This window comes from Winslowiella sp. 2C04, assembly GCF_050037805.1.
Taxonomy (GTDB): Bacteria; Pseudomonadota; Gammaproteobacteria; order Enterobacterales; family Enterobacteriaceae; genus Erwinia; species Erwinia toletana_A.
In genome coordinates this window covers 49,346-75,890 of record NZ_CP188301.1, presented here as the reverse complement: position 1 = coordinate 75,890, position 26,545 = coordinate 49,346, and the positions used below count along the sequence as shown (strand labels likewise).

Annotated in this window: 33 protein-coding genes and 2 pseudogenes; 33 read left to right on the top strand and 2 right to left on the bottom strand. The window is 53.6% G+C overall.

Annotated elements, in window-relative coordinates; translation table 11 throughout:
* Positions 1-248 precede the first annotated feature (248 nt).
* Positions 249-515: a hypothetical protein gene (locus ACP3TC_RS22910; protein ID WP_426818399.1), complete on the bottom strand. Its 267-nt coding sequence runs from the start codon at positions 513-515 to the stop codon at positions 249-251.
* On the opposite strand from ACP3TC_RS22910, the pseudogene ACP3TC_RS22905 reads away from it, so the two are divergent.
* The 6 genes and pseudogenes from ACP3TC_RS22905 to ACP3TC_RS22880 all read left to right on the top strand — a co-directional run bounded on the left by ACP3TC_RS22905 (position 411) and on the right by ACP3TC_RS22880 (position 3,895).
* Positions 411-784 (top strand): annotated as a pseudogene (locus tag ACP3TC_RS22905) (hypothetical protein). The gene ACP3TC_RS22910 and the pseudogene ACP3TC_RS22905 sit on opposite strands and share 105 nt — an antisense overlap.
* Positions 785-837: 53 nt before the next feature.
* A complete protein-coding gene (locus tag ACP3TC_RS22900) occupies positions 838-1,125 on the top strand; it encodes a hypothetical protein (RefSeq protein ID WP_426818330.1) in 288 nt (95 codons plus the stop codon).
* Between the two features lie 46 nt (positions 1,126-1,171).
* A complete protein-coding gene (locus ACP3TC_RS22895; protein ID WP_426818329.1) occupies positions 1,172-1,516 on the top strand; it encodes a hypothetical protein in 345 nt (114 codons plus the stop codon).
* 85 nt (positions 1,517-1,601) lie between these two features.
* Positions 1,602-1,865, top strand: a complete 264-nt coding sequence (locus ACP3TC_RS22890; RefSeq protein WP_008324174.1) for a hypothetical protein — start codon at positions 1,602-1,604, stop codon at positions 1,863-1,865.
* A gap of 42 nt (positions 1,866-1,907) precedes the next feature.
* Positions 1,908-2,738, top strand: coding sequence for an N-6 DNA methylase (locus tag ACP3TC_RS22885; RefSeq protein ID WP_426818328.1), 831 nt, complete (start codon positions 1,908-1,910; stop codon positions 2,736-2,738).
* 626 nt (positions 2,739-3,364) lie between these two features.
* A complete protein-coding gene (locus ACP3TC_RS22880) occupies positions 3,365-3,895 on the top strand; it encodes an antirestriction protein (RefSeq protein WP_426818327.1) in 531 nt (176 codons plus the stop codon).
* Between the two features lie 46 nt (positions 3,896-3,941).
* Here ACP3TC_RS22880 and ACP3TC_RS22875 read toward each other — a convergent pair whose 3' ends face one another.
* Positions 3,942-4,418 (bottom strand): transglycosylase SLT domain-containing protein, encoded by a 477-nt coding sequence (locus tag ACP3TC_RS22875; RefSeq protein WP_426818326.1) that lies wholly within the window; start codon positions 4,416-4,418, stop codon positions 3,942-3,944.
* Positions 4,419-4,849: 431 nt separating this feature from the next.
* Here ACP3TC_RS22875 and traM point away from each other — a divergent pair, with 431 nt between their 5' ends.
* From traM to ACP3TC_RS22740, 27 genes and pseudogenes are all read left to right on the top strand, one after another.
* On the top strand, positions 4,850-5,239 hold the full coding sequence (gene traM / locus ACP3TC_RS22870; protein ID WP_426818325.1) for a conjugal transfer relaxosome DNA-binding protein TraM: 390 nt from the start codon (positions 4,850-4,852) through the stop codon (positions 5,237-5,239).
* 192 nt (positions 5,240-5,431) lie between these two features.
* The gene (locus ACP3TC_RS22865; RefSeq protein WP_426818324.1) at positions 5,432-6,130 is read left to right on the top strand and encodes a PAS fold family protein; all 699 of its coding nucleotides are present in this window, start codon (positions 5,432-5,434) and stop codon (positions 6,128-6,130) included.
* Positions 6,131-6,206: 76 nt separating this feature from the next.
* On the top strand, positions 6,207-6,431 hold the full coding sequence (locus tag ACP3TC_RS22860; RefSeq protein ID WP_008324165.1) for a TraY domain-containing protein: 225 nt from the start codon (positions 6,207-6,209) through the stop codon (positions 6,429-6,431).
* Positions 6,432-6,488: 57 nt separating this feature from the next.
* A complete protein-coding gene (traA, locus tag ACP3TC_RS22855) occupies positions 6,489-6,839 on the top strand; it encodes a type IV conjugative transfer system pilin TraA (protein ID WP_426818323.1) in 351 nt (116 codons plus the stop codon).
* Between the two features lie 150 nt (positions 6,840-6,989).
* Positions 6,990-7,295: a type IV conjugative transfer system protein TraL gene (traL, locus tag ACP3TC_RS22850; RefSeq protein ID WP_008324160.1), complete on the top strand. Its 306-nt coding sequence runs from the start codon at positions 6,990-6,992 to the stop codon at positions 7,293-7,295.
* Positions 7,296-7,309: 14 nt separating this feature from the next.
* A complete protein-coding gene (traE, locus tag ACP3TC_RS22845) occupies positions 7,310-7,876 on the top strand; it encodes a type IV conjugative transfer system protein TraE (RefSeq protein ID WP_025759824.1) in 567 nt (188 codons plus the stop codon).
* Positions 7,863-8,606, top strand: a pseudogene (traK, locus tag ACP3TC_RS22840) (type-F conjugative transfer system secretin TraK). The gene traE and the pseudogene traK overlap by 14 nt, the downstream one beginning before the upstream one ends.
* Positions 8,593-9,987 (top strand): F-type conjugal transfer pilus assembly protein TraB, encoded by a 1,395-nt coding sequence (gene traB / locus ACP3TC_RS22835; RefSeq protein ID WP_426818322.1) that lies wholly within the window; start codon positions 8,593-8,595, stop codon positions 9,985-9,987. The pseudogene traK and the gene traB overlap by 14 nt, the downstream one beginning before the upstream one ends.
* A 21-nt stretch (positions 9,988-10,008) precedes the next feature.
* The gene (gene traV / locus ACP3TC_RS22830; protein WP_011201809.1) at positions 10,009-10,548 is read left to right on the top strand and encodes a type IV conjugative transfer system lipoprotein TraV; all 540 of its coding nucleotides are present in this window, start codon (positions 10,009-10,011) and stop codon (positions 10,546-10,548) included.
* 119 nt (positions 10,549-10,667) lie between these two features.
* Positions 10,668-10,892 carry a TraR/DksA C4-type zinc finger protein gene (locus ACP3TC_RS22825; RefSeq protein WP_426818321.1) on the top strand — a complete coding sequence of 75 codons (225 nt, stop codon included), beginning with the start codon at positions 10,668-10,670 and terminating at the stop codon, positions 10,890-10,892.
* A gap of 3 nt (positions 10,893-10,895) precedes the next feature.
* Positions 10,896-11,081, top strand: coding sequence for a hypothetical protein (locus ACP3TC_RS22820; protein WP_426818320.1), 186 nt, complete (start codon positions 10,896-10,898; stop codon positions 11,079-11,081).
* A gap of 217 nt (positions 11,082-11,298) precedes the next feature.
* On the top strand, positions 11,299-11,469 hold the full coding sequence (locus tag ACP3TC_RS22815; RefSeq protein WP_426818319.1) for a Clp protease: 171 nt from the start codon (positions 11,299-11,301) through the stop codon (positions 11,467-11,469).
* A complete protein-coding gene (gene traP / locus ACP3TC_RS22810) occupies positions 11,459-12,025 on the top strand; it encodes a conjugal transfer pilus-stabilizing protein TraP (RefSeq protein WP_426818318.1) in 567 nt (188 codons plus the stop codon). The genes ACP3TC_RS22815 and traP overlap by 11 nt, the downstream gene beginning before the upstream one ends.
* Positions 12,018-14,648, top strand: coding sequence for a type IV secretion system protein TraC (gene traC, locus ACP3TC_RS22805; protein ID WP_426818388.1), 2,631 nt, complete (start codon positions 12,018-12,020; stop codon positions 14,646-14,648). The genes traP and traC overlap by 8 nt, the downstream gene beginning before the upstream one ends.
* Positions 14,645-14,992 (top strand): type-F conjugative transfer system protein TrbI, encoded by a 348-nt coding sequence (gene trbI, locus ACP3TC_RS22800; RefSeq protein WP_011201813.1) that lies wholly within the window; start codon positions 14,645-14,647, stop codon positions 14,990-14,992. The genes traC and trbI overlap by 4 nt, the downstream gene beginning before the upstream one ends.
* Positions 14,992-15,639 carry a type-F conjugative transfer system protein TraW gene (gene traW, locus ACP3TC_RS22795; protein WP_008324132.1) on the top strand — a complete coding sequence of 216 codons (648 nt, stop codon included), beginning with the start codon at positions 14,992-14,994 and terminating at the stop codon, positions 15,637-15,639. The genes trbI and traW overlap by 1 nt, the downstream gene beginning before the upstream one ends.
* 2 nt (positions 15,640-15,641) lie before the next feature.
* On the top strand, positions 15,642-16,628 hold the full coding sequence (traU, locus tag ACP3TC_RS22790; protein ID WP_426818393.1) for a conjugal transfer pilus assembly protein TraU: 987 nt from the start codon (positions 15,642-15,644) through the stop codon (positions 16,626-16,628).
* 16 nt (positions 16,629-16,644) lie between these two features.
* Complete coding sequence (gene trbC / locus ACP3TC_RS22785; protein WP_165723319.1) at positions 16,645-17,274, top strand: type-F conjugative transfer system pilin assembly protein TrbC; 630 nt, start codon at positions 16,645-16,647, stop codon at positions 17,272-17,274.
* A complete protein-coding gene (gene traN / locus ACP3TC_RS22780) occupies positions 17,271-19,115 on the top strand; it encodes a type-F conjugative transfer system mating-pair stabilization protein TraN (protein WP_426818387.1) in 1,845 nt (614 codons plus the stop codon). The genes trbC and traN overlap by 4 nt, the downstream gene beginning before the upstream one ends.
* A 31-nt stretch (positions 19,116-19,146) precedes the next feature.
* Positions 19,147-19,335: a conjugal transfer protein TrbE gene (trbE, locus tag ACP3TC_RS22775; protein ID WP_025759809.1), complete on the top strand. Its 189-nt coding sequence runs from the start codon at positions 19,147-19,149 to the stop codon at positions 19,333-19,335.
* A 36-nt stretch (positions 19,336-19,371) separates the two neighbouring features.
* Positions 19,372-20,115 carry a type-F conjugative transfer system pilin assembly protein TraF gene (traF, locus tag ACP3TC_RS22770; protein ID WP_426818392.1) on the top strand — a complete coding sequence of 248 codons (744 nt, stop codon included), beginning with the start codon at positions 19,372-19,374 and terminating at the stop codon, positions 20,113-20,115.
* Positions 20,116-20,131: 16 nt separating this feature from the next.
* Complete coding sequence (traQ, locus tag ACP3TC_RS22765; RefSeq protein WP_008324126.1) at positions 20,132-20,380, top strand: type-F conjugative transfer system pilin chaperone TraQ; 249 nt, start codon at positions 20,132-20,134, stop codon at positions 20,378-20,380.
* The gene (gene trbB, locus ACP3TC_RS22760) at positions 20,370-20,915 is read left to right on the top strand and encodes a type-F conjugative transfer system pilin assembly thiol-disulfide isomerase TrbB (protein WP_426818386.1); all 546 of its coding nucleotides are present in this window, start codon (positions 20,370-20,372) and stop codon (positions 20,913-20,915) included. Before traQ ends, trbB begins: the two co-directional genes overlap by 11 nt.
* 38 nt (positions 20,916-20,953) lie before the next feature.
* Positions 20,954-22,288 (top strand): conjugal transfer pilus assembly protein TraH, encoded by a 1,335-nt coding sequence (traH, locus tag ACP3TC_RS22755; RefSeq protein ID WP_426818391.1) that lies wholly within the window; start codon positions 20,954-20,956, stop codon positions 22,286-22,288.
* Positions 22,288-25,110 carry a conjugal transfer mating-pair stabilization protein TraG gene (gene traG / locus ACP3TC_RS22750; protein ID WP_426818385.1) on the top strand — a complete coding sequence of 941 codons (2,823 nt, stop codon included), beginning with the start codon at positions 22,288-22,290 and terminating at the stop codon, positions 25,108-25,110. Before traH ends, traG begins: the two co-directional genes overlap by 1 nt.
* A gap of 13 nt (positions 25,111-25,123) precedes the next feature.
* A complete protein-coding gene (locus ACP3TC_RS22745; RefSeq protein WP_426818384.1) occupies positions 25,124-25,600 on the top strand; it encodes a hypothetical protein in 477 nt (158 codons plus the stop codon).
* A 36-nt stretch (positions 25,601-25,636) separates the two neighbouring features.
* Complete coding sequence (locus ACP3TC_RS22740) at positions 25,637-26,437, top strand: hypothetical protein (protein ID WP_426818383.1); 801 nt, start codon at positions 25,637-25,639, stop codon at positions 26,435-26,437.
* Positions 26,438-26,545 lie beyond the last annotated feature (108 nt).

Genomic DNA, 26,545 nt, shown 5'->3' with positions numbered 1-26,545 from the left:
GTCGTGAACGGAGCCGGTAAACCGTCTCCGCCCTCCGGGCATCCATCCTGACGCAACGTCAACCCCTGCGCTTGCTGCGTCCGTAAACGGACGCGCCGCTTCACCCTGTCGGCGGTAAAACTGCCGACAGTCCTCTGACGCCCCGCCGTTCCGCCGTGTCGGGTGTGTTCATCCTCTCCCCGTACCTCTGGCGAGCCCTCTCCCGTTAAGTCCTCGGGCGGAGGGCTTGTCGTAGCACCGCCGTGTCGTCATCCGAAGGGTGAAATGCACTCCGCCAAAACTTTTTGCGAAGGATCGCAAAAACTTTTGTCTCCGCCCTTCTCCTGCCGCCCCGCCGTTGCTCCTTTGCCCTTTGCCGCCAGGGAACTCACCGAGAGATGGATTAACCACCAGACAGAAGGAAAAGCAGGATGAACACACAAAACGTCAACGTCAAAACCGCCACCAAAGAATCTACCGAAAGATGGGTGAAAACCTCGTCCCTGCGTACTGATGGCTTTGTGCGCAATATCCATTCTCGTAACCCGTTCGATGTTATTCGCGCGAACGTGGTGCTGGCCCGTATGGAAATACAGGCAACCGGGGGTGTGGCCTGCACTACGAGATTTATGAGTCCCGTCTGCTGGGTATGGCTATGCACTACCTGGCAGAACTGCCACTGAAAGACCGTCCTGTGTTTATGGGGGCGGCAGCGAAACGGGGTTACATGCTGACGACTGCGGAAGAAGAACGTGCCGATGGTGAATGTGCTGACCTGATGATCGAGCTGGCGGCGGATTACTGATTACTTAACCGGCTGGCGGCAGGGGATGCCGCCAGTCACACCGGAGAAACATTATGAGCAACAGCAACACGAACAATACGTTCAGCTTCGACGCATGGGAGAAAAGCGCGCTCAGCGAGCTTGATACCCTGCAAAACCACGTCAGTAAAGCCCTGATGAAGTACCAGAGCAATACGGACAAAACGGCGCTGGGCGAGTCTGCAAACCGCTATATGGGCGAACTCAGAACCGCTGTCACGCGCATCCTGAAAGCCACGCCAGCCATTCAGCAGAAAGTCGACGAGATTGCCGACATGCTGCACCTGATGGCGCATTTTTCCGGCATCACGTTCGACGAATAACCACCACGGCGAAATATCAACGCCATTAACCAGAAGGAGATAAACCATGCACTTAAATCTGACCGAATCCTGCGCTGAAGCGGGTATTTATGCGACCAGTGAGGCCGAACGCGCGTACTGGCTGAGCCGCGAAAAGTCATATCTGACCGCGCCCGTCGAAATCGACGTACACGCCTTCCATGATGCGCTGTGGCTGATGTACCCGATGAACTGGCGCAGCAGTCAGAACGGCGAGTGTGAAACCTTCATGCTTCAGGAGATGATCTGCGGCAATGTGACCGAAATCTACGCGCGGATCGGTATCCGTTATTACCGGATGCGCGACTACAGCAACCTTGACCACGCGGAGATTCTGGCACGCGTTAAGGGGAAAATGCAGCGCCAGAAATGAAAAAGGCAGACTTTCGTCTGCCATATCCCGCCGGATTTATTCGCCTTCAACGATAAATTCGGCCTTCACCAAAAGGAACAAACCAATGCAATTCAGTGAAGTTTCGATTGTTACACCGACCGCCCTGTATGTCCAGATGCTTGAGGCGGAAAACGCACCCGTAAAAAAACAGGTGCGTATTAAACGCAGTGATATCGACCGTGACGACATCAGCGCCGAAATGCGGGCGCTGGGCCGTCACATCGCGCACTGCCGGAAGAAGGGGCGCGCCGTTCGTATTCCTGCCATGCGCGGGAGTGAGTGGGGGCAGGTGTTACGCACACTCGAACTGAAGCGGGCATTTAACTGATAACTGAGCCGCTCCTTACGGGGCGGCATTTAAGGAGGAACGATGTCTCAACTCAGTTTTGCCAGCTTCTTTGATCAGGCGAGAGAAGCCGCACCCTTAACACCCGCTAAACCCGTATTGCCCACCGTGAATGCGCAGCCGATACTGCACCGGATGATGACAATCGACCAGGCCCGCCGCCAGTTTATCAGCGTGTTCAGGGATACCGCCCGCAGCCTGCGCCGCTGGGAGGTGTTCAGCGACTTTATCACGCTGGCCGCCAGCGAGCTGGATATGGCGCGGATAAGAACGTCGGAGAATATTGAGCAGAGCCGTGAAATCTGCGCGAAGTACGGCGAGAGCGATATCAGCAATCTGCATACGCTTTTCTGCCTGATGGTCTGCGCGCTGGAGGCAAAATTTCACGACTTTCTCGGCGCGATCTTCATGGAGCTTGAGCTGGGCGACGACCGGAACGGGCAGTATTTCACGCCGTATCACGTCCAGTCACTGCTGGCGAGGCTGCTGATGCCGGACGTCGACGAAACGATACGCCGTGAGGGATTCATTACCGTCAGCGATCCGGCAAGCGGTGCGGCGGGAATGATTGTGGCGTATGCGGAATATCTGCTGGAGGCGGGCTATAATCCGTCTGAACATATGTTCGGAAGCTGCATCGATATTGATCTTGTTGCGGCCGATATGGCGTTTATTCAGCTTTCCCTGCTGGGTATTCCTGCCGAGGTGGTCACGGGCAATACGCTGACGATGAAGTTAAACAGGGTGCGGTATACGCCTGTGTACTACATCAACAACTTTGGTAAGCGGCTGGACGATCAGCGCCGTATCAGTGCCATGCGCGAATTTTTGCGCTGTATAAATGACGCTGCATAGCTATCCAGAAGGGCAGGGGAGTGTCCTGCCTTTCGTGGCATCAAAGGCCGCGCGCCTGCGGCGCAGAATAAGCAGGCTGCGCTGACGCGCTGCCTGCATTATTCCGGCGCGTGGTAGTCTGAAGTTCCTGTCTTTTGGTCAGGTGGTTAATATTCCTCATTCTCCTGCTGGCGATGGTCTTTATTATTCTGCCGCGGATATGGATATTATCCTTTCTTTTCCGGGCGTCGTCCCTGAAGGGACACGGCTGTCGTGAACGGAGCCGGTAAACCGTCTCCGCCCTTCGGGCGTACATCCTGACGCAAATTCAAATTCACGCATGCTGCATCCAGAATGGATGCGCCGCTTTCACCGTGGCGGTAATAAATTACCTCCACTCTGAAGCCCGTAACGGTAATTCGTCTTACGCCGATTTTCCGTTACGGGATGTGTGCATTCTCCTGGTGTGACTATCGCCCGATTTCATCAGTTCGCGGAGGGCTGCTTTTAGCATCAGCCAGTAAGGAAATAAAGGGGTGTATAAACGCTGCGCGCCCCTTTATTTCCTTACTGTCAGCTGCTCATTGTCCTTCGCCGCTCAGTGATGAAGTCGAACGATTTAATAACCCAATGAGGAGAAAACCAGAATGCACACATTAAACGTCAAAACCGCCACTCGTGAATCAGCCGAACAATTTAAGATCGATGAACGCCAGCGCTACTCTGTTACAGATGGTGATGAACGTCTAGATTTTATTCCTGCGCTCTTTTTTACGCCTTCTGCTGATAACATGATTGCCAGCTGGTTACGTCAGCATTCAGATTATGATGGCGGTTTCTGGAATTACTGGATTACTCCGCAGGGCACCGGAGGAAACGTGGCTCCGAACTGTGTCAGATTCACCACGACGCAAACCGGATATATCGCACCGGAAGGTGAAAAGCGCTATAACATGGTTATTCCCGGTAATTACTTTGAAGCAGAGGTCAGTGCCGATGCTGCCGGAATTATTGCGACCCTGATGATCATGAACTGGTTGTCCTGGCAGGTTGCAGATATGGAGCCTGAATATTCGAAAGTCTGTAAACACCTCGTCGCTCGTCAGGATGCACTGAAAGACTACATCAGTATCATAAAACACCCTGAAGCAGATTTAATTTATCGGGCTATTGATTGACGACATAAATACTGGATGAATAAAAAGACCTCCTGTTGAGGTCTTTTTACTGTTTTGCAAAAGTCTGCGCTGCATTTTTATTATTCTTTATCGCCCGATATGTTGCCTCAATTTTTCTGGCATAGACATATCTTCTCTGCGCCTGTTCTTCTGTTTTCCTGAAACCTGCATTATAAGCGCCCACGGCCTGCCAGCTGACTCCCCACTTTTTGAATGCAATTGCAAGATAGTAAGCCCCGGTGTAGATATTCATACACGGATCGGAAATAAGGTGCTCCGGTTTTATTCCATAACGAGCCAGTTCGTTAAAGTGCTGGGAGTCCACCTGCATAAGTCCGGAGCCAAAGCCCGAAACAGGATTGTAGCCTTTAACGTCTGTGCGGAAGTTGGATTCATTCCAGGAGATTGCCCGAAGCAGATCCGGATCTATATGATAATCCCTTCCTGCCAGATCAAAACAATCAGCAGCGTTCAACATTCCAGAAAAAGCAAACGTTAAAAACGTAAGAGCAATCCTTTTCATTTCTTCCCTCCGGGCACCATGCCGGAAATACGTTAACCCATCCCATGCCCAGACTCAACTAATATGCACTCCTCACAACCAAAAGCACCACACCCCACGCAAAATTAAAATTTTGCTGATTGGCTCTTTAAATCATGCAGTTAGATAAAAATTAATGTGAAATAATTTAATTTAATGTGTTTAAACGACTCGGTAGTGAGTTCTATTCGACTCGGTAAAAACTCTACTCAGAGTCATTTGTGACTATTTTTAATAAATCCATTGAGTTATGACTACGGCGAGTCTATATTCGAGTCGTGAATTTTTACAGTGTGTGTCGGCATGCAAGTCGTCTGTTTTCTGGCAGAGAGTCTGTGCCGAGTCGTGCATTTTTAGTTTTTCAAAATATTCTGATGTACAGAAGTTTTGGAAATATAAATAAGGAGAAAATTATGGCCAGAGTTCAGGTCTATGTAAGCGATGAAGTGTCAGATAAAATAAGAGTAATCGCTGAAAAACGTCGCGCTGAAGGAGCGAGAGATAAAGATGTAAGTTTTTCGAGCATTGCATCAATGCTGGTCGAACTTGGTCTTCGGGTCTATGAAGCGCAGATGGAAAGAAAAGAGTCTTCCTTTAATCAGGCGCTCTATAATAAAACTATCCTTGAAAATGTAATGAAAACTCAATTTATTGTCAGCAAGCTGCTGGCGATGGAGTCGCTGAGTCCACATCTCGCAGGAAATGAAAAATTTGATTTCAGGGATATGGTTACGTGTATACGTGAAGATGTGCAACAGATTGTTGAAAAATTCTTCCCGCAGGAGGAAGATATCTCAAGATAATTAGCTGAAAATGTTTGATAAATAGGGGTTGGAACTGCTGTTTTTGAGTGACTTTGGCGTCAGTAATTGATATATTTTATGCAGACATAAGTAAAATTTGATGCCCGCCATTCAATTTGGTGGGTCGCCGGTACACCGGGCTAGACCCCCGGGTGTGCCGACTATACACAGAAACCTTTCAAGGAGGCTTCAATGCACCCGCGCGATCCTAGAGATCTCTCCCAATCAAGTCAATCATTAGATGATGTTCTAAGTCATTTTAATGGCCTTTATAATTCCTCATCACTACCTTTTTGTATTCGCGATCAATCCAGAAAAGTAATTTATAAAAATGATGCTTTTTCCGACCTCTTTCATCCACTTTCGAAATCATTTTCAGGTATAAGCTTCGATTCTGACGAGGTTGAACTCGAACTATCATCTATTGAGTTAGAGGCATTTGTTATGGGACCTGAAACAGCACTATGTCGTACCTTTAACTTTAACGGTGAGTTTTATCAATTGAGAGTCGAAATACGTTTAATTGATAGGGATCTTTATGCTATATGGCTTATAAATTATTTTCCAGATTACCAGGCATTATTCAAGGTAAACACTAAGGTACTGAATGACAGTTTTGATGTAGACATTTTTCTTTCTGAAATGACAACGAAAAAAATGATTACTTTATGTTTTTCTGTTCTCGGATTTCAGCTTCATACTATGTCGAGGTGCCTTGGAGTTTCTGAATCTGCGATTACTAATAGGCTTGCTAGTGTTAAAAAAGAAATTAGAAAGCATTTCCCTGATTATGATGACTTTAGATTCTTTTGTCTGAAGAATGGTGTTTATATAAGAATGACGTCAGTAGTACTCAAGGTGCTTAATGTTAAATCTTTGTTAATAAAATAGTGTAGAAAACTCGGTATTGAATAAATTGTATTTCACGTGTCACTATCCTGACGCAGGAATATGTTGAGAGGGAAACATGATTAGACGTCACAGGCTTCGTGGCCCAACGGTAACTATGTCGATCTACCTTGACCCACAAACCGATCTTCTTATTTTGAAGGCGAAGGACAGAAGTGGTCGTTCTAAATCAGCTGAAGCGCTGATTCGGTTACGTGACCACCTGGAAAAATTCCCTGATTTCTATAACTCTGAAATGGCGGAGGTGATCCCAAACAATCTTGAACCCAAGTCACAAAACTAGTTTTTTAGGATTTTTATTTCAACAAATCTATCCGGTGTAATTAAAGGATTAATGAATATGACTGATGTGTCTGTTATTCACGCTGTACCCGCGACCCCTGCAAAGAAAAAATTCAGCAAAGTCGCGTTACTCAAAGCGCTGAAGTTTGCCCTGCCTGTCGCAGCCCTTGCTGTGTTTTTCCCTGAAACGGTTCTGGCCTCGACTGCGGGTAAAGATCTGATGTCCAGCGGCGATGCAACCGTTAAAGGTACATTTGGTAAAGATTCCAGCGTGGTTAAGTGGGTTATTCTTGCCGAAGTCCTGGTAGGGGCCGTGATGTATATGACGACCAAGAACCTCAAGTTCCTGGCGGGCTTTGCGATCCTGTCCGTATTCGTCACTGTAGGTATGTCTGTCGCAGGATACTGATATCCAGCGACAGCCGTTCAGAGCCACTTCCGACTATTAAATTCCGGTTTAATTCTGAATGCCCTTCACGAGCATTCACGGGAGGGCTTTGCCTGTAATCCGGCTGGCAGGTATTTCCATACTGCCAGTTGTACCGGAGACGGAACATATATGGCAGATGAATCTCTCAAAAAATATCGCTTTCCCGAAACCCTGACGAATCAGAGCCGCTGGTTTGGCCTTCCTGTGGATGAACTTATTCCGGCCATTGTCTGCCTGGGGTGGGGATTCTGGACCCAGCATTATATTCCCGGAATTATCGCTGCCGTACTGGCCTACCTCGGAATTAAAAAGCTCAAGAAAGGGCGGGGCAGTTCATGGCTGCGGGACCTGGTCTACTGGTATATGCCGACCTCACTGCTGAGGGGGATTTTTCATGATGTACCCGACTCATGCTACCGCCAGTGGATTAAATAGACAGGAATAATCAGATGGAACACGGAGCACGATTAAGTACACAACGGGTTATTGCCATCGGCTTTATTGCTATGGGGGTGGTTATTCTGGGAAGTATCACCACCAATGTTATTCAGGCCGTCAACAACTACCGCCTTCAGAATGAGCAGAAGTCTATCGTCACGCCAATGCTTTTCAACGCGCCGTTTGCCGTGTCGCAGAACCAGGCGGATGCCTCCTACCTGCAGCAGATGGCCCTGTCGCTTATTGCCCTTCGCCTGAATGTCACCCCGGAGACCGTTGATGCCTCTCATGAGCAGCTGCTGGCCTATGTCAAACCTGCGGCGCAGAACGAGCTGAAAATCCGGCTTGCTGAGGATGCGAAGCGCATTAAGGACAACAACGTTAACTCGTCTTTTTATATGACCAGCGTGAAGGTTTACCCGGCAAGCAGCCGCGTGGACGTGCGGGGCCAGCTGAAGACTTGGATAGGCGACTCGAAACCGTATCCCGAGCTGAAACAGTACGTTCTCAAGTTCGAGCGCGAGGACGGCATCAGCTGGCTCAGTCACTTCGGAGAAATCACCGATGAACAAAAATAGTCGCCGTGCACTGCTGGCGTTGCTGATGCTCGCGTCCGGTCAGACGGTCGCCGCACCCGCTGCGCTTTCTGCCACGATTGTTCCGCTGACGAACGGCGGACAGGCCAGTATCGCGGTCAGCAACACCGACCCGAACCTTTTTACGGTCGCAGGTGACCGCGTGACGGCCCTGACCAGCCTCGATGGTGAGCTGACGCGGCAGGAGCAGACGGCAAGCGGCGGTGTGATTGTCAGCACCCTCAACTAAAAGCCCTTCACGTTCATTCTGGAAACCGAACGCGGCCTCAACTTCTCGGTACAGGCCGTGCCGCGAGCGGGCGCGGGGCGAACCATCCAGCTGGTCAGCGAGCTGTCCGGCACGGGCGAAGCGGCGCGCACCTGGGAAGAGTCTTCCCCCTACGAGGCCACGCTGGTTTCCCTGAGCCAGCATCTGCTGGGCGGGCAGCTTCCGTCCGGCTGGCAGGCTATCCCCGTTACGCATGAAGCCCTCAACGCTCCCGCCGGACTTTCTGCAGTCCCCGAGCGCGTCTGGGTGGGTAATCACCTTAAGGTGGTGCGCTATCGCGTCACCAACAATACCGGGATGGCCCGCAACATCGCGGAAAGCGACTTCTGGCAGAGCGGCATTCGCGGCGTGCTGTTTGGTGAAGCCTCGCGTCAGCTGATGGCGGGCGGCGCCCTGCAGGTCTTCATTATCAGCAGCGGAGGTGCGGCTGATGGCCAGCATTAATTCAGTGGTGAAGCGCAAGCAGTTTATCTGGCTGGGTATCGTGCTGGCGACCATGGGCGTGGTGGGCGGCGGCGGCTGGTATCTGGCGGATGCACGCTACGAGGGCAGCAGCGATGCGGCAGCCGCCGGCGAGCCTGCGCCCGATATGACCGGCGTGGTGGACAGCACCTTTGACCAGAAGGTGCAGCAGCATGCCACGACCGAGATGCAGGCTACGGCCTCCGAGATGCAGAAGCAGTATGCCGAAATGCGCCGCGAGCTTGAGCTGCTCAGCAAGGGGCAGGCAGGCTATCAGAACCAGATTGACAAACTCAGTCAGGATAATGCGGCGCTTTCCGCTCAGGTCAGCGCGCTGGGGGCGAAACCCGTCACCTCATCGGGCGAGCCTGCCCCGCAGCCGCCAGTGCCTGCGCCGGGGCCTGAAGGTGAGCCGCAGCCGACCGGTTTCCCGCCGCAGACGGGGGCCGTCCCGCCGCCGACCGCGTTCTATCCGGGTAACGGCGTCACGCCGCCGGCGCAGGTACAGTACCAGCCCATTCCCGTACCCAACCAGCTGCGCCGGCAGTCTTTTGCCCGCAGCGACGAGAGCAAAGGTCCGTCCCTGCCGTACATCCCGTCGGGCAGCTTCGCCAAATCGATGCTGATTGAGGGGGCTGATGCCAACGCCTCCGTAACCGGTAACGAGTCCACGGTGCCGATGCAGCTGCGCATTACGGGCAGGGTGGAAATGCCCAACAGCAAAAGCTACGACCTGACCGGCTGCTTCATTGGGCTTGAGGCCTGGGGCGACGTGTCCAGCGAACGCGCCATCGTACGCACCCGCAACATCAGCTGCCTGAAGCACGGCGTCACCATCGACCAGCCCATTGCCGGACACGTGAGCTTCCGGGGTAAAAACGGCATCAAGGGCGAAGTGGTGATGCGAAACGGCAAAATCCTCGGCTGGGCATGGGGTGCGGGTTTTGTTGACGGCATCGGTCAGGGGGTGCAGACCGCGTCCCAGCCTTCGGTCGGACTCGGCGCCACGGCATCCCTCGGCGCGGGTGACGTGATGAAGATGGGGATTGGCGGAGGCGCCTCCAAAGCCGCCCAGACCCTCAGCGACTACTACATCAAACGCGCAGAGCAGTACCACCCCGTCATTCCTATTGGGGCGGGTAACGAAGTGACCGTTGTCTTTCAGGACGGTTTTCAGCTGAAAACCATTGAAGAGCTGGCGCACGAGAATGACAGAAGCAAAGCGGAGGGCAGCGACCGCAGTCCGGTTCCGCCGCCGTCAGTCCCGCAGGGCGGCATGAACGGGTTCAGTACCGACCAGATGCTCAACCAGCTGGGCAGGCTTAACCAGAGCCAGTTTATGCCGAAGGCCGACTCACAATAACCCCACGTAAAGGAACCGCAAATGAACAAGACAGTGCCTGTTGCGCTCACGCTGGCCAGTCTCCTGACGCTGTCGGGATGTGCCGGTACAACGAGCGATTTTGAGTGTAACGCGACGACATCCGACACCTGCATGACCATCGAGCAGGCCAATGAGAAAGCCAAACGACTGGAGGAGGCCAGCACGGTAAAGCCGGGTGCGACATCGCTGCCACGCCTGGCTGAGGGTAATTTCCGGACCCGGTCCGTGCAGCCCCTCACGCTGGCGGCTGAACCGGTGCATGCCATCGCATCCAGAAATACACCGCTGACGGGCGCGCCAACTCTCCCCCGCCCGCAGCCGCACTCAGCCTCACGGGCGCCGCTCTCCACGGTCACGCCGGTTATTGCGCCGCCGCCAGGGCGCGAGTCCATCGTGGACCCGAGGCCGCTTCGCGTCGGTGAAAAGACGGCCGGGCTGTGGATCGCGCCCTATATCGATACGCAGGACGTTTATCACCAGCCGACGCGGGTGTTTTTTGTTGTGAAACCCTCAGCGTGGGGAACCCCGCGCGTTAACTGAAACCTGAACCGCCACCGCGTGTGGCGCCCATTTTAACAATCCGTCGTTATCACGCGTGCCCTGAAACGTGAAAAGGGATGGGCGGTAGCGTGTCCGGACAGTGTGAGCAGGGAGCGTTGATGGCAGACGAACTCGATCTCCTGCAGGTGCAGGACGAATTGCTGAACCAGCTTCATATACAGGCCGCGAGGCAGCGGTCCTGCCTGGAGGGCAAAAGCCGTAAACGGTGCGAATGCTGTGGCAATCGCATCCCCCTCAGGCGGCAGCAGGCCATCCCGGGCGTACGTACCTGTACGGAATGCCAGCGGGTTCTGGAAATACGACAAAAACAGTATCTGAGGTGACCGATGGGAAGAAGAAAAACCAATGTGATGGTCGTGGGGAAAACCGGTAGCGGTAAGACAGCCATCAGCGTTGATGTTATGCAGACCTTTTTATCAGAACGACAACTCCGCGACTGGCGTGAATTGCGCAAAGACATTCAGAACGATGGCAAAAAACCAGGAGACGAACATCATGACAACCAGGGATAACGCTGGTCCGGGGAAAACCCGTCACCTTAACGATATTACGGCCTGCTGCGAGGCGCAGGGGATGCGTGTCATCTTTGTTAATGCCGCAGAGCGCGACTTCTGGCTTTCAGCGTCTCAGCAGAGCGCTCCCGCCCTAGACGGGAAGGCTGGGATTTCTCAACACATAATGCAACGCCAGCGTGGGCACTGTCTGTTCCTGGGTAAAGCAGGCTCAGGTATGAGCGTAACAAAACAGCAGATGACCCGGGTTTTCCTGGCGAAGTCTGACGTCAGCCGGATTAAAGCGCTGTACAGCGGAGAGGTCGGGGAGAGGCTGGCGGAGGCTATCAGACACAACTGCAGCGTCTGGTTTCCGCTGAATCCCGGAGGTAACGGGAATGATGCTTAAGCTTCTGTCCGTCCTGCTGTATTGCCTTAGATGGCTTGCCTGGGCTTTTCACTATCTGATTATCTGGCCTGCCGCCACGCTGATGCTGCTGGTTGCCATGCTTTTGTGGATGGAGAACACCACGCCCGGAGAGGCGATGGCGCAGGAAATTATAGCCGTCACGCATAACGTCAGCAGTGGCGAGTTTCGTATTGCGGCCTGCCGCGATGAACCTTTAGACCCCTTTATACCTTCAGCCCCGCAGGGCAAGTCCTCCGGCCTCACGCTGCATGATGCTCCCTCAGCTGTCTGCCATAACCGGGGCAGCGTCGTCACCGATGCTAAAGGATATGCCGGTCATGTTGACGGAGCGCTGAGTGCGTTTAAGTTGCTGTGGATTGTGATGGCCATTGTGTTTTCAGGGGCGGCGCTGCTTATGGGATGCCGTCCGTATTTCTGCCTGTACGGTCAGATGCGCTCAGCGCGTTTTCGCTACGGTATCCCTGCCAGCCGCCCGGCCCCTGCGACGGAAACGGCAAAAACGGCCGACAATAAAAAGGGGGATAACCGTGAGTAATCCACTGGATACCGTCACCCGCACGGTTAACTCGCTGCTGACGGCGCTGAAGATGCCCGATGCGTCCTCTGAGGCGAACGATGTCCTCGGGCAGATGCGCTTCCCGCAGTTCAGCCGTGTGCTGCCGTACCGCGACTACGATGCGGAAACCGGCCTCTTCATGAACGAGAAGACGATGGGCTTTATGCTGGAGGCGCAGCCCATCAACGGCGCCAACGAAACTATCGTGTCGTCGCTGGAAAACCTGATGCGCACCAAGCTGCCCCGCGAGGTGCCGGTGGCCGTTCACCTGGTGTCCAGCCATCTGGTGGGTCAGGATATCGAGTATGGCCTGCGCGAGCTCTCATGGACGGGGGAAAAGGCCGATACGTTCAACGCCATCACCCGCGCCTACTATCTCAGGGCCGCAGAAGAAGGGTTCCCGCTGCCCGATCACCTCAACCTGCCGCTGACCCTGCGTAACTACCGTGTGTACATCTCCTGCTGCGTCCCCCGCAAGCGCGGAAGTAAGGCCAGCGTGATGGAGATGGAAAACCAGGTCAAAATCATCCGTGCCTCGCTGCAGGGGGCACAGATAGCCACCCGCAGCGTGGACGCGGATGCCTTTATCCGCATTGCGGGCGAAATGATTAACCACAACCCGGATGCGCTGTATCCCACCGAAAGGGAATTGGACCCGCTCAAGGATCTGAATTATCAGTGCGTGGACGATACCTTTGACCTGAAGGTGAAGGCCGACTACATGACGCTGGGGCTGCGCGGTAACGGTCGCAACAGCACCGCGCGCATCATGAACTTCCAGCTGACCAAAAATCCGGAGCTGGCCTTCCTTTGGAATATGGCCGACAACTACAGCAACCTTCTCAACCCGGAACTGTCCGTTTCGTGCCCGTTTATCCTGACGCTGGTTCTCAGCGTGGAAGACCAGGTAAAGGCGCAGAACGAGGCCAACCTGAAGTTCATGGATCTTGAGAAGAAGTCCAAGACCAGCTACGCCAAGTTTTTCCCGGGCGTGGCGCAGGAGGCGAAAGAGTGGGGCGATCTGCGCCAGCGCCTGTCGTCCGGGCAGTCCTCGCTGGTGAGCTATTTTCTGAACGTGACTCTCTTCTGCCGCGATGACCAGGAAACCGCGCTGAAGGTCGAGCAGGACGTGCTGAACAGCTTCCGTAAAAATGGCTTCGAGCTGATTTCTCCGCGCTTTAACCATATGCGCAATTTTCTCGTGAATCTGCCGTTTATGGCGGGCGGCGGCCTCTTTAAGCAGCTGCGCGAGTCCGGCGTGCTGCAGCGCGCCGAGAGCTTTAACGTCGCCAATCTGATGCCGGTGGTGGCGGACAGCCCGCTGGCCACTTCCGGCCTGCTTGCGCCGACCTACCGCAACCAGCTGGCGTTTATCGACCTGTTCAGCCGCGGCATGGGCAACACCAACTTCAATATGGCGGTGTGTGGCACCTCCGGCGCGGGGAAAACCGGGCTTATCCAGCCCCTGATACGCAGCGTCATCGACTCTGGCGGCTTCGCCGTGGTGTTCGACATGGGCGACGGCTACAAGTCCCTGTGCGAGAACATGGGCGGTGTCTACCTCGACGGCGAGACGCTGAAGTTTAACCCGTTCGCTAACGTCACCGACGATACCATCGATGAGATGGCCGAGCGCCTGCGGGACCAGCTGTCCGTGATGGCCAGCCCCAACGGCAACCTGGACGAGGTGCACGAAGGTCTGCTGCTCAAGGCGGTGAAGGCCACCTGGCTTACGAAGAAAAATCAGGCGCGCATTGATGACGTGGTGGACTACCTGATGATGGCCCGCGACAGCGAGGAGTATGCAGGCTCCCCGACCATCCGCAGCCGCCTCGATGAGATGGTGGTGTTGCTGACCCAGTACACCCGCGACGGGGTGTACGGCAGCTACTTCAACTCCGACGAACCGTCCCTGAAGGACGAAGCCCGGATGGTGGTCCTTGAGCTTGGCGGACTGGAGGACAGGCCGTCCCTCCTGGTGGCGGTGATGTTCTCGCTCATTCTCTACATTGAGAACCGCATGTACCGCACGCCGCGCAGCCTGAAGAAGCTCAACGTGATAGACGAAGGCTGGCGCCTGCTGGACTTCAAAAATAACAAGGTCGGGGCGTTTATCGAGAAGGGCTACCGTACCGCCCGTCGCCATACCGGTTCGTACATCACCATTACGCAGAACATCGTCGACTTTGACTCGGAAACGGCTTCCAGCGCCGCCCGCGCGGCATGGGGTAACTCGTCCTACAAAATTATCCTCAAGCAGTCCGCCAAAGAGTTCGCCAGGTACAACCAGCTGTACCCGGACCAGTATTCGCAGCTGCAGCGCGACATGATTAAGGGTTTTGGCAGCGCGAAGGACAACTGGTTCAGCAGCTTTATGCTGTCGGTTGAGCACCTGACGTCCTGGCATCGCCTGTTCGTCGATCCGCTCAGCCGGGCAATGTACTCCTCGGACGGTCCGGACTTTGAGTTTCTGCAGCAGCGACGCCGGGAGGGGCTGAGTATTCACGAAGCCGTCTGGGAGCTGGCGTGGAAAAAATCCGGGCCGGAAATGGCCGCGCTGGAGCGCTGGCTTCACGAGCATGAAGGGAAGACCATCCCATGAAAAAACACGTACTCATTAACGCCGCGCTGATTGCCGGCACGCTGGCAGCGAGCGCAGGCGTCAGCTGGCTGGTCTGCCAGCTTAACCGTCCTGTGGTTGTGGCCTTCAACATGAAATCCACGGTGGATGCCTTCTTTGACAGCGCCGGTCGCCGTTCGCTGGACGAGGCGCAGACAAAAGCACTCTCAGACCGCTTTAACGCGTCACTGGAGGCCAGCCTCCGGGACTGGCAGATCCGCCATCGTGCCCTCATCCTTGTCGCACCTGCCGTGGTGCAGGGGGCGCCTGATATCACGCGTGAAATCCAGACTGACGTGGCCCGCCGGATGAAGGAGGGGGCGTGATGCGCGCCCTTGCCCTGGGCCTGACGCTGCTGACCGGCAGCGTGACGGCCGCTGACCTCGGGACGTGGGGCGATCTCTGGCCGGTGGCGGAGCCGGATATGCTGACCGTTATCGAAAGCCGGCTGCAGACGCTGGCGCAGTCCGGCGAGATGGACAAAAAGATGGCGGAGTTTAAGGCGCGCGTGGTGCGCAACAGCCAGCGCCCGCCTGCCGTTGAGGGAATAACCCGCGCGGTGCGCTACGAGCGGCGCTGGTTTGATCCGAGCGTGCGGGTGGACAAGGCGCTTGCCGACGACAGGGGCAACGTGTTTGCTCAGGCGGGGCAGGTCTTTAATCCGCTTGATGTGGTGCCGTTTAACGAGACCCTGCTGTTTATCAACGGCGACGATGCGGAGCAGCTCGCGTGGGTACAGCGACAGAAGCCTGACACCCTGATCACCCGCATCATTCTGGTTCAGGGCAACATTCCGCAGACGTCGGAGAAGCTCGACAGCCGCATTTTCTTCGACCAGAACGGGGTGCTGACCGCCCGGTTCGGCATAAGCCAGGTGCCGGCGCGGGTAACGGCGGCACCCAGCGGAAAGCGCCTGCAGGTGGAAATCATTCCGCCCGATATGGCGCAGCATGATGCAGGAGGTGTCCGGTGAAAATGCTGACCGTCTCTCTGTTCGGGCTGCTTCTGTGGGGTAACAGCCACATGGCAGCGGCGGACGCCGCCTGCGAAGGGCGCTTCGTCAATCCGATCACCGATATCTGCTGGCGCTGCATGTTCCCCCTGTCGCTCGGCAGCACAAAAGTCACGGGCGGGGATTTACCGGACACGTCCAATCCCGGTAGCCCGATACAGTTTTGTCCAATGCCACCGCCGGTATTTCAGCGCGTTGGCCTGGCAATAGGGTACTGGGAGCCGATGGCCATGACCGATGTGGCACGTTCTCCGGGCTGCATGGTGAACCTCGGCGGATTCACTGTTAATCTCGGGAAAATGGGGATGGGCACTGCCAAAAAAGATGACAAACAGGTCAATGGCGCGTTCTACCACGTGCACTGGTACAAATATCCGCTGACGTACTGGCTCAACATCATCACCTCTCTCGGGTGTTTGCAGGGCGGCGATCTGGATATCGGATACCTGTCTGAAATTGACCCAACATGGGGGGACAGCGCCCTGACCTCAATTCTGAATCCGGAGGCGGTCATTTTTGCCAACCCCATCGCGCAGGGCGCATGTGCGGCCGACGCGATAGCCAGTGCGGTAAATAAGCCTCTCGACCCGCTGTTCTGGTGCGCTGGCTCGCAGGGCTCGATGTACCCTTTCAACGGCTGGGTGAGCAATGAGTCCAGCCCCCTGCAGTCTTCCGTTCTGGTCAGCGAGCGTATGGCGTTCAAGCTGCACCGACAGGGTCAGATACTGGAGAGCGTGGGGGTGGACCGCGCGGTCTGCTTCGAATACCCGTCTCCCATTATCCCGAAAGAGCGCTGGCGCTATCAGATGGTGAACATGTTCCCGGATGCGGCGCAGTGCCATCCTTTCGGCCGCACCGTCATGCGTTGGGAAACGGGGCGTAACCCGCCGAACACGAAGAAAAACTACGGCTATCTGCTCTGGCGCAAGCGCAACTGCGTCTTCCTCTGAGAAAAAGGAAACTTCCATGAAAACTCTGTCCGGTCTGACGGCGGCGCTGCTGCTGTCAGCATACTGTTGCACTGCGCTGGCGTCAGGAGCTGATGAGGCGAACCGCGAGTTTATTCGTCAGCAGGAGTCTTTCAGCCAGCAGCTGAGGGGGCAGGATAACGCGCCGTTGCGCCAGATGCTGGAGCAGCAGGTGCGCCAGAACCCTCTTTCAGCAGACGACGCCCATTTTATCGGGGAGCTGAAACAGCGCCAGCGCGAGGACCATCAGGATAAACCGACGCACGGCGCCCTGTATTTCGTCTCCTTTGCCATCCCGCAGGCGGGGCTTAAGCGCATGCTGACCGAGGCGCGCCGCTACGACATTCCCGCCACCCTGCGGGGCATGGTCAACAACGACATGAAAACAACGGCAACCGCCGTGATGGCGCTTGTTCAGGACGGCTCAGCCAGCGGCGTCGCCATCGACCCGACCCGCTTTCGTGAGTACGGGATCACCAGCGTGCCGTCCCTGGTGGTGTACTGCGAGGCGGGCCACGATGTGATTCGCGGCAATCTTCATCTGAAGCAAGCGCTGGAAAAGGTGGTGGAGAAGGGCGAGTGCAGGGATGAGGCGCAAGAGCTGCTTAATAAAGGAGAGGCCCGATGAAAAGAGCAATACTGATGCCGGTGCTGGCCATTGCCACCACGATGGCGGGCGTGAATGCATTTGCCGATGCTGACGCGCAGTACAGGGCGGGGGCTGATTTTGCCCGTCAGGTACAGGGGCAGGGGGAGAGCAGCCTGAAAAACTTTAACCCCTCAGCGTCTATCCCCAACTATACCGCCTCACCCGGTGAGAAGAAGTACTATGGCGGCGTGACGGCGACCGGTGATGGTGCGCTGAAAGCGGACGGTACCACGGGCTGGACTACTAATGAGGCCACAAAGGCCGTCACCGACTCGTTTGTTAACAACCCGAAGGAGCCCATTTCATCCGACGCGCCGTTTATTAAGGCCAGCCAGGATGTCCAGTCCCGCGCCGATACCATCATCGGCAAAACGGGGCAGACGCAGTGCGAAGCGCAGAACATCAGCCGCAGCGAGTTCACCAACTATACCTGCGAGCGCGACCTGCTGGTTGAGCAGGCCTGTACCAGGACAGCCAGTATCACAGGTGACTGGAAGGAAACCACTGAGACTAAAACCTACACCATCACTTCATTTAATTTTAGTCGATCCGGCAAGCAAATCGTCTTCAGTTTTACCTCTCCTGAGGCGGGTATGGTGAACAGTGCCAGCCTGAATGTCACCACACAAAATTATCTCTGGAATTCCCGCGCTAATTTTATGAATACCATATTCAATCTTGGCTGGAATGCCACTATTGGCCTCACAGGAGCAACGGGATTGACTCTGACTAAAGGTCAAACCGTACAGGGTAGTAGCTGCAGCGGAAACGGCAGTTGTACGGGGACAGTCGACAATATTATTTATAACGATATGGCCAGCGGAAAAACGCGTTTTACACTGACTCTAATCATGCAGGTTAAAAGCCGGGTCTGGATACCCAGAGTGGAATGGGGTGAATCCTGTCCGTTTAGCAAAAGCGAAGGTACGCTCAAGAAAACAGAGTGTATTGAACCGGGCAGTACTAAGACTGTCGTGGTTGAGGGCAAGCCCTACCAGGTTACCCAGGCATGCTGGAAGTACAAAGACACATATATGACCCAGACTGCTGACAATGGCGCCTGCAAAACCTATATGAACAATCCGGCCTGTACGCTTGCCTCACGCACCTGCGCCTTCACTGCAGAAGACGGCAGCGGCTGCCTGCATGAATACGCCACGTACTCCTGTGAAACGCGTACTTCCGGCCAGGTGATGATATGTGGCGGCGATACCTTCTGTCTCGATGGGGACTGTGAGCGGGCGCAGAACGGTAAAAACAACGATTTTGCACCTGTCGTTTCGGCACTCGCCGCGCTGGCCGCTGCGGGCAAGGACGTAGCAGCCATTAACAGCGTTGACGTACGCGCCTTTACCGGCAGCGCGAAATTCTGCAAGAAGTTTGCGGCAGGTTTCAGCAACTGCTGTAAAGACGGCGGCTGGGGCCAGGATGTCGGGCTTGCCAGGTGCAGCAGCGAGGAGAAAGCGCTGGGCAAGGCCAAAGAGAATAAGCTCACGGTCAGTATCGGTGAGTTCTGTTCAAAAAAAGTGCTCGGCGTCTGTCTGGAGAAGAAGCGCAGCTACTGTCAGTTTGACTCTAAGCTGGCTCAGATAGTGCAGCAGCAGGGACGTAACGGTCAGCTTCACGTCGGCTTTGGCAAGGCCAGCAGCCCGGACTGTCGCGGCATCACCCAGACCGAGCTGCAGCAAATTAATTTTGAAGCGCTCGACTTCTCGAACTTTTTCGACGATCTGCAAAAGAACAAGAAAATCCCGGATAACGACACCCTGACGAAGCGCGTCCGAGAGGAAATCGCCGCGCAGCTGAAGAACAAACAGTAAGCCACTCATCACTCACTCAGGACTCTCCATCATGAAAATTAAAGGATTTACTGGACGCCTTATCATCAGCCTGATTGTCGCCTCACCGGTGCTTTACTGGTGCGGGAATATCGTTGATGAAACATCGCGCATCGATGTGTTTTTTATGGCGCTGATGGTTGCGCTTTTCGTGGCGGGAGTTCTGCTGGCGTGGCTGTTAAACCCGCTTTTCAAACGATAACCGACCTGCTTCGGGATAAGGAAGGTTCCAGTGAAAATGAGAAAGACGGCGTTAGCGCTGCTGCTTCTTGGCAGCGTTTTTTCCGCCACAGGACAAGATGCCGGCTGGCAGTGGTACAACGAATCGCACAGAACGCCGGAGGACGACAAATCCTCTTCAACACAGCCTCAGCAGGCCTCGCCGGACATCATGGAGAAGCTTGCCACGCTTCAGCAGGCCACGAAGCGCGCCATGTACGAGGCCATTCTGTATCCGGGCGTGGAGAACTTTACCCGCTACTTCCGCCTGCAGAACTACTGGACGCAGCAGGCCGGGCTGTTCTCGATGAGCGCTAAAAAGGCGATGCTCGAACACCCCGAGCTCGACTACAACCTGCAGCACAGCCACTACAACGGTACCGTGCGCAACCAGCTGGCGGCGGACTTTGCCGACCAGCGCCGCGCCATTGAAACGCTGGCACAGCGCTATGGCGTGATGTTCTTCTACCGCGGACAGGACCCGATCGACGGCCAGCTGGTTCAGGTCATTAAAAACTTCCGCGAAACGTATCACCTCAGCGTCATTCCGGTCTCCGTGGACGGTATCGTGAATCCACTCCTGCCGGATACCCGAATGGACGGTGGACAGGCCAGCCGGCTGGGTATTCGTTACTTCCCGGCGCTGATGCTGGCTGACCCTAAAAGCGGGACGGTTAAACCCGTCTCGTATGGCTTTATCAGCCAAGATGACCTGGCGAAGCAGTTCCTCAACGTTTCCACAGATTTTGCCCCCAACTTTTAATACAGGGAGAGTTCGCATGCGTAAATTCCGTTTTCGCCTGCCTGAGTTCGACGTGCCCGGATTATGGGTGCTGAGCCTCGGGATATGGTTTCACATTGTTTCCCGCCTGGTCCGGCGCGAGCCGGAGATGGCCATTCTTCTGGCACAGATAATCGGCGTATCGATGGCGCTCTGGGGGGGCTACCGCATCATCAACCGCTGGATTGATGCCGCCCGTGAGGCCGAAAAGGCCCGTGATGCCGGAGGATGCCGACATGAACCTTAGACATATCGTGTTTACCGTGGCGCTCATGACCCTCAGTCTGGCCACACAGGCTTCCACAATGGACGAGATCAAATCGTTATGGCATCCACAGGGGGCGCGAGCGTCGGGATCTCTGCCAACATCCCCGGAAGACCCTGAAGTTAAGCCACTTCCGGCGAAGCAGCCGGTCTGGTACCGCCTCAGCAACGGCCGCCAGGTCAATCTGGCCGACTGGAAGGTCGTGCTGTTTATGCAGGGGCACTGCCCGTACTGCCACCAGTTTGATCCGGTCCTGAAGTCGCTGTCGGCACGGGTGGGTTTTGGGGTGATGGCCTACACCATCGACGGTCAGGGGGATGCGTCCTATCCCGATGCGCTGCCCGCGCCGCCGGAGGTGATGAAAACCTTTTTCCCTAACCTGCCCGTGGCCACGCCAACCACCTTTCTCGTCAACGTAAACACCCTTGAAGCCCTGCCCCTGCTGCAGGGCGCGACCGACGAACAGGGCTTTATGGCCCGCATGGATACGGTCCTTCAGATGCGCGGAGTGAAATGATGATAAACCTGTTCAGACACCGCAGTCTTCTGGGCTGCATGCTTCTCGTCTGTTCAACAACAGTTAGTGCGGACGTGAACAGCGACATGAACACCTTCTTTAATAAGCTGGGCTTTGACTCCAATACCAGCCAGCCACAGGTCTGGCAGGGGCAGGCCGCTGGCTACGCCACGGGTGGCTCACTATATGCCCGTACGCAGGTGAAAACCGTCCAGCTTATCTCCATGACGCTGCCCGACATCAACGCCGGCTGCGGCGGCATTGATGCCTATCTGGGCTCCTTCAGCTTTATTAACAGCGATCAGCTGCAGCGTTTCGCCAAGCAGATTATGTCCAATGCGGCCGGATACTTCTTCGATCTGGCGCTGCAGACCACGGTACCGGAAATCAAGACCGCAAAAGACTTTCTGCAGAAGATGGCCAGCGATATTAACAGCATGAACCTCAGCTCCTGCCAGGCGGCGCAGGGGATTGTCGGCGGTCTGTTTCCGCGCACCCAGGTCTCCCAGCAGAAGGTCTGCCAGGACATTGCCGGCGAGAGCAACATGTTTGCGGACTGGGCTGCATCCCGCCAGGGCTGTACGGTAGGGGGCAGTATGGATAAGGTCCGTGATAAGGCCAGTGATAAGGATAAAGAGCGCATCACGAAGAATATCAATGTCATCTGGAATGCGCTCGGCAAGAACCGCATGTTTGACGGGAATAAAGAGCTTAAGGAGTTCATCATGACCCTGACCGGAACAATGGTCTTTGATGAGAAGGGTAATATAACCCCGCTTCCGGCCAGAACGACCGATCGCGACCTTATTCGGGCCATGATGGAGGGGGGGACTGCACGGGTGTATCACTGTAATGACAGCGATAAATGTCTGAAGGTGTTTGCCGATGCTAATGTCACGATCAGCCAGAAAAATGCACTGAAAAATCAGATAAAAGACATCCTTTCCAGCATTCAGAATAAAGCCGTTGCCGATCTAAAGTTAACCGAGAAAGAGAAGGGATTTATCACAAGTACTACCATCCCGGTCTTCAAGTACCTGGTTGATCCCCAGATGCTGGGTGTTTCTAACAGCCTCGTTTATCAGCTAACCGATTATATCGGCTACGACATTCTGCTCCAGTACATCCAGGAGCTGGTCCAGCAGGCCCGTGCAATGGTGGCAACGGGAAACTATGACCAGGCCGTTATCGACAGCATCAATAATAACCTTAACGAAGCCACGCGACAGATAGCCTCCTTCCAGGCACAGGTGCAGGTACAGCAGGACGCGCTTCTGGTTGTTGACCGCCAGATGAGCTACATGCGCCAGCAGGTCTCGGCACGCATGCTGCAGCGCTACCAGAACAACTATCACTTCGGGGGGGCGCGCTGATGCAGGAAATCTATGTCATTGCGGGCGGCGACTGGCTGACGCAGACGCTGAATGCCATCGTCACGTTCATGTCGACGGAGAACTGGGTTGTTATTCGGCGTATTGCGACGGCTTTCTCTGTGCTGGTTGTGGCCATTTCGTGGATACGACGGCACAACATCATGGATATGCTGGGCTGGGCAGGCGTCATTGTGCTGATGTCGCTGCTGATCAGTGTTCGCACCTCCGTACAAATAATCGATATCAGTAATCAGACAAAGGTCTATAAAGTCGATAACGTGCCCGTCGGGCTGGCACTGCCTGCATCGCTGACCACCAAAATCGGATATGCCCTTGTTCAGGGGTATGAAATGGTCTTTTCACAGCCCGACAGCATCACCTACAGCAAAACCGGCATGATATTTGGGGCGAATCTGGTTTCACGCAGTACGGACTTTTTATCACAGAACCCAGAGATAACGACGATATTCACGGACTATGTGCAGAACTGCGTGATGGGCGATATTTTCCTGAACGGAAAATATACCATGGAAGAGCTGATGAACAGCGCAGACCCGTATACGCTGATTTTCTCAAAGCCGAGTCCGCTGAGGGGGATATTCAACAACAATAATCAGTTTTTAACCTGTGAAGAAGCCGCTGCGGTAATTAAGCCAAAGCTTGCCCTGGATACTCAGACCGGAGGAAAAACATGGAGTTACTACGTGCGTCAGCTTTTTGGCGGACGTCCGAATCCTGACATTTTGTTCAGCCAGATGATCGGGGACAGCTATAACTATTTCTATGGGGCCGGTCAGAGCGCCGCGTCGATTGTCCGTCAGAATGTGACGATGAACGCGCTGCGAAACGGTATTATGAGCTACGCCGCCCGCAACGGTGATACCTCAAGCCTGCTGAATATCGCCACTACGTCATCGATGGAGAAGCAGCGGCTGGCGCATGCGACGGTCGGTCAGGTGGCATTACGCTCACTTCCTATGTCTCAGACGTTGATTGTCGGTCTGACCATCGGAATATTCCCCCTGATGGTGCTGGGCGGGATGTTTAACGCCGTCACCCTTAATGTGCTGAAGGGGTACGTGCTGGCTATCATGTGGGTGCAGAGCTGGCCACTGCTTTACGCCATCCTCAACAGCTGCATGACCTTCTATGCGAAGGCCAACGGTTCACCAGTGGTTCTCTCGGAGTTGTCACAGGTGCAGATAAAATACTCAGACCTCGCTACCACGGCAGGCTATCTGTCCATGCTAATCCCACCGCTTGCATGGGGAATGCTGAAGGGACTGGGAGCGGGGTTCTCAAATCTCTACAGCCATCTGGCCTCTTCCGCTATCAGCCCTGCAGCCACTGCTGCCTCTGGTGCTGTTGATGGTAACTATTCTTATGCCAATATGCAGACAGAAAATGTGAGTGGTTTTAACTGGAACACTAACAGCTCAACGATGTTTGGCCAGATGAGTCAGCAACTGGCTAATGGGGCAACCTCAACACATATGCGTGATGGTAGTACGGTGACTGATTCCACACAGGCTGCTAGCAAAACACCGCTAAATATTAACTTTTCTCGTCAGATCGCGTCCGCTCAACAAGCAATGGCACGTGAAGCGCAGGCTCAATCGGAAAGTGCGTTGCATGGTTATAGTAGTAGCTTAAGCAGTGCATGGAATACGCTCAGCCAGTTTGGCTCAAACCGTGGTAGCAGTGATTCTATGACTAATGGTGCGGACAGTACCATGAGTGCTCAGGATTCTATGATGGCCAGCCGGATGCGTAGCGCGGTGGAAAGCTATGCGAAGGGACACAACATTAGTAACGAGCAAGCGACTCAAGAATTGGCTTCTCGTAGTACTCGCGCTTCCACTGGCCTTTATGGTGACGTTAACGCAAATGGAGGCATTGGTATCAAGGCGTTCGGAACCGGTGGCGGTATCAACTTTAAAGCTGGTGCGAGAGTCGGTGTTGATGGTGAAGATCTTGATTCGCATCAGGCATCCAGTAGCTCCCGATCCAGCCAAGATGCTCGTCACGATGTGGATGCCAGAGCTACCAAAGACTTCAAAGAGGCAAGTGATTATTTCACCAGCCGTAAACTCAATGAGTCTGGTAGCCACACTGATAATAATGCAACTTCTCGAGCTGACCAACTTTCCATAGCTCTGAATTCTGCAAAACAAAGTTACGACCAGTATACAACCAGTCAAGCTCGTAGCCATGAGTATGCAGAAATGGCGTCACGAACAGAAACTATGAGTGGTCAAGTTAATGAAGATCTTAACCAGCAGTTTGCACAATATGTACGCAAAAACTCCCCGCAGGATGCTGATATGATACTTACCAACACTAGTTCACCCGAAGTAGCTGCGCAGCGGCGAGAAATGGCTTGGTCATTTGTTAAGGAGCAGGTACAACCAGAGGTTGATAATGCCTATTCTGATGCAAAAAGCACGTTGGGTCAGGGGATGACAAATATTTCTGCTGGCGGTGGTAGGCAGGATGTAATGTCGGACTTTGCGACACATAAAGCAACTGTTGAGAAAGCGACCAGCGAGTCGGGTATAAAAGACAATGTTAAGGGAAATGTTGATGGAATGCTGGATCAGACTCGTAACAGTATTTCAGGGAAACAGAGTGATATTCAGAATGCATCTACAGTAATTAATAATCAATATTCTGAACTGGAAAGTAATCACAGGTCTCAAGATCAAAAACAGGATAATATGTATAATAATGAGAAGTCTGCTCAAAAATCAATTCCAGGAGCGGACAGCCCAGAAGAACTTCTGGAAAAAGCAAGAGAGTTGGAGAATAATCAGAAGAAATAAATAGGGGGTGGAAATGAAAGAAGTTATGCGTGTCCTGTGGGTGGTGTCTGTCCAATACATTGCATGCTGGTTTTCAGGCTGGGATGCTGCCTCTACGTTCTTTATGCTGGTCGTATTGTTTTTGTGGCAGATAATCTTTATTTACATCAATCATCATCTTTCCAGAAGGAAAGAAGGTGATAGTAGGGATGTTTCATCTTTGATATATCTATTGTGCTCTTTTCCTGCTCTGTTTTCACCGTTGATCTCAATGCTGATTTTTATCGGTCTTACGGTTTTTAGAGTATGTACAATTGGTGGCGTTACAGTAGGAGCTAAGTCACTTAAGGAACAATTTACCTTTGATGGCGCATACATAGGCCAGTCCGATACTGATTGTTCTGAACCTATGCGTTCAAATCCTGCCACTGGTTTACCGATGTGCGGAGTTGTTGACTCTTCTGGTAACGCTTATGGGAGTTCCATAAGAGTAGATAGTCATTACCATTAAAGAATTGACTCATTACCTGATTTTATGGAGGTTGTTATGGTTCAACAAAATGGAATGAAAGTAGCAACGTTGTTGGCTCTTTTTAACCTCTCAGGGTGTAGCAGTATCAGGGATGTTGAGTATATAGATCCGAAAGGATATTCGGATGTGGCAAGTTATTTAAGTGAAACTTTTGAAAAATCGAACTGTATAGGCACAACTTTCTCGTCTCAAGGGCGGGAATTCATAAATTCAGATGGCTTAAACTATCAATTGGGCGGGAAAAACCTACGTTGCTATGTAGCCTCAATTGAAGAGTCGATAGATAGATATTGTGTTGCTAAACAAGGGGAAATGGTACAGGGAGGAACATGGTGTGTAGTGAATAAAATGCCATTGTTTCATGTGAATTATAGCCCTGATACCTCGTTAACTAAAATAGGGCTTGGATCTAGGATTTTCTCTACAGTAGAGCCACCTAGTTCTCAGGCGAAACAGCAATGGTTGAGTTCAGCGGAGAGACTTGGATATATTAGCGAGCGAGTCCAGCAACAGACTGATATAGAAAAGAAAGTTGATTTGGCTAATGAAATAAATGAAAAGCAAAAAAAATATATAGAGATGAATGCTGAAGTTGCTGTCAGTATTGGCGATTTGATATGTCGAGAGGATTACGAAGCAAAACCTTATCAATATCCTGGGATTGCATACTACAAAGCATACGTGGAGAAAAAAGAGAAAAATAAACTGCAGTTGCGGTTGGTTTGGCACGGTGGTGATGGGTTTGTAGTTAACGATATAACCAATGTGAATAACATAATCTGGTCAAGCCCTAAAGGGTGGCGTCATTGCAATTGAGTTTATAATACCTCTTTAATAATTAAGCCCGCATGTTCGGGCTGTTTCTTATACTTGCCATTCTGAGTGTTCATCCTGAATACAGGGTCTACGTATTCTAAACCTCAA

Bases quoted from the DNA above. Each gene is read 5' to 3' on its own strand.
- ACP3TC_RS22910 (WP_426818399.1), bottom strand. From the start codon at position 515: ATGGATATTGCGCACAAAGCCATCAGTACGCAGGGACGAGGTTTTCAC.
- ACP3TC_RS22900 (WP_426818330.1), top strand. From the start codon at position 838: ATGAGCAACAGCAACACGAACAATACGTTCAGCTTCGACGCATGGGAG.
- ACP3TC_RS22895 (WP_426818329.1), top strand. From the start codon at position 1,172: ATGCACTTAAATCTGACCGAATCCTGCGCTGAAGCGGGTATTTATGCG.
- ACP3TC_RS22890 (WP_008324174.1), top strand. From the start codon at position 1,602: ATGCAATTCAGTGAAGTTTCGATTGTTACACCGACCGCCCTGTATGTC.
- ACP3TC_RS22885 (WP_426818328.1), top strand. From the start codon at position 1,908: ATGTCTCAACTCAGTTTTGCCAGCTTCTTTGATCAGGCGAGAGAAGCC.
- ACP3TC_RS22880 (WP_426818327.1), top strand. From the start codon at position 3,365: ATGCACACATTAAACGTCAAAACCGCCACTCGTGAATCAGCCGAACAA.
- ACP3TC_RS22875 (WP_426818326.1), bottom strand. From the start codon at position 4,418: ATGAAAAGGATTGCTCTTACGTTTTTAACGTTTGCTTTTTCTGGAATG.
- traM (WP_426818325.1), top strand. From the start codon at position 4,850: ATGGCCAGAGTTCAGGTCTATGTAAGCGATGAAGTGTCAGATAAAATA.
- ACP3TC_RS22865 (WP_426818324.1), top strand. From the start codon at position 5,432: ATGCACCCGCGCGATCCTAGAGATCTCTCCCAATCAAGTCAATCATTA.
- ACP3TC_RS22860 (WP_008324165.1), top strand. From the start codon at position 6,207: ATGATTAGACGTCACAGGCTTCGTGGCCCAACGGTAACTATGTCGATC.
- traA (WP_426818323.1), top strand. From the start codon at position 6,489: ATGACTGATGTGTCTGTTATTCACGCTGTACCCGCGACCCCTGCAAAG.
- traL (WP_008324160.1), top strand. From the start codon at position 6,990: ATGGCAGATGAATCTCTCAAAAAATATCGCTTTCCCGAAACCCTGACG.
- traE (WP_025759824.1), top strand. From the start codon at position 7,310: ATGGAACACGGAGCACGATTAAGTACACAACGGGTTATTGCCATCGGC.
- traB (WP_426818322.1), top strand. From the start codon at position 8,593: ATGGCCAGCATTAATTCAGTGGTGAAGCGCAAGCAGTTTATCTGGCTG.
- traV (WP_011201809.1), top strand. From the start codon at position 10,009: ATGAACAAGACAGTGCCTGTTGCGCTCACGCTGGCCAGTCTCCTGACG.
- ACP3TC_RS22825 (WP_426818321.1), top strand. From the start codon at position 10,668: ATGGCAGACGAACTCGATCTCCTGCAGGTGCAGGACGAATTGCTGAAC.
- ACP3TC_RS22820 (WP_426818320.1), top strand. From the start codon at position 10,896: ATGGGAAGAAGAAAAACCAATGTGATGGTCGTGGGGAAAACCGGTAGC.
- ACP3TC_RS22815 (WP_426818319.1), top strand. From the start codon at position 11,299: ATGAGCGTAACAAAACAGCAGATGACCCGGGTTTTCCTGGCGAAGTCT.
- traP (WP_426818318.1), top strand. From the start codon at position 11,459: ATGATGCTTAAGCTTCTGTCCGTCCTGCTGTATTGCCTTAGATGGCTT.
- trbI (WP_011201813.1), top strand. From the start codon at position 14,645: ATGAAAAAACACGTACTCATTAACGCCGCGCTGATTGCCGGCACGCTG.
- traW (WP_008324132.1), top strand. From the start codon at position 14,992: ATGCGCGCCCTTGCCCTGGGCCTGACGCTGCTGACCGGCAGCGTGACG.
- traU (WP_426818393.1), top strand. From the start codon at position 15,642: ATGCTGACCGTCTCTCTGTTCGGGCTGCTTCTGTGGGGTAACAGCCAC.
- trbC (WP_165723319.1), top strand. From the start codon at position 16,645: ATGAAAACTCTGTCCGGTCTGACGGCGGCGCTGCTGCTGTCAGCATAC.
- traN (WP_426818387.1), top strand. From the start codon at position 17,271: ATGAAAAGAGCAATACTGATGCCGGTGCTGGCCATTGCCACCACGATG.
- trbE (WP_025759809.1), top strand. From the start codon at position 19,147: ATGAAAATTAAAGGATTTACTGGACGCCTTATCATCAGCCTGATTGTC.
- traF (WP_426818392.1), top strand. From the start codon at position 19,372: ATGAGAAAGACGGCGTTAGCGCTGCTGCTTCTTGGCAGCGTTTTTTCC.
- traQ (WP_008324126.1), top strand. From the start codon at position 20,132: ATGCGTAAATTCCGTTTTCGCCTGCCTGAGTTCGACGTGCCCGGATTA.
- trbB (WP_426818386.1), top strand. From the start codon at position 20,370: ATGAACCTTAGACATATCGTGTTTACCGTGGCGCTCATGACCCTCAGT.
- traH (WP_426818391.1), top strand. From the start codon at position 20,954: ATGCTTCTCGTCTGTTCAACAACAGTTAGTGCGGACGTGAACAGCGAC.
- traG (WP_426818385.1), top strand. From the start codon at position 22,288: ATGCAGGAAATCTATGTCATTGCGGGCGGCGACTGGCTGACGCAGACG.
- ACP3TC_RS22745 (WP_426818384.1), top strand. From the start codon at position 25,124: ATGAAAGAAGTTATGCGTGTCCTGTGGGTGGTGTCTGTCCAATACATT.
- ACP3TC_RS22740 (WP_426818383.1), top strand. From the start codon at position 25,637: ATGGTTCAACAAAATGGAATGAAAGTAGCAACGTTGTTGGCTCTTTTT.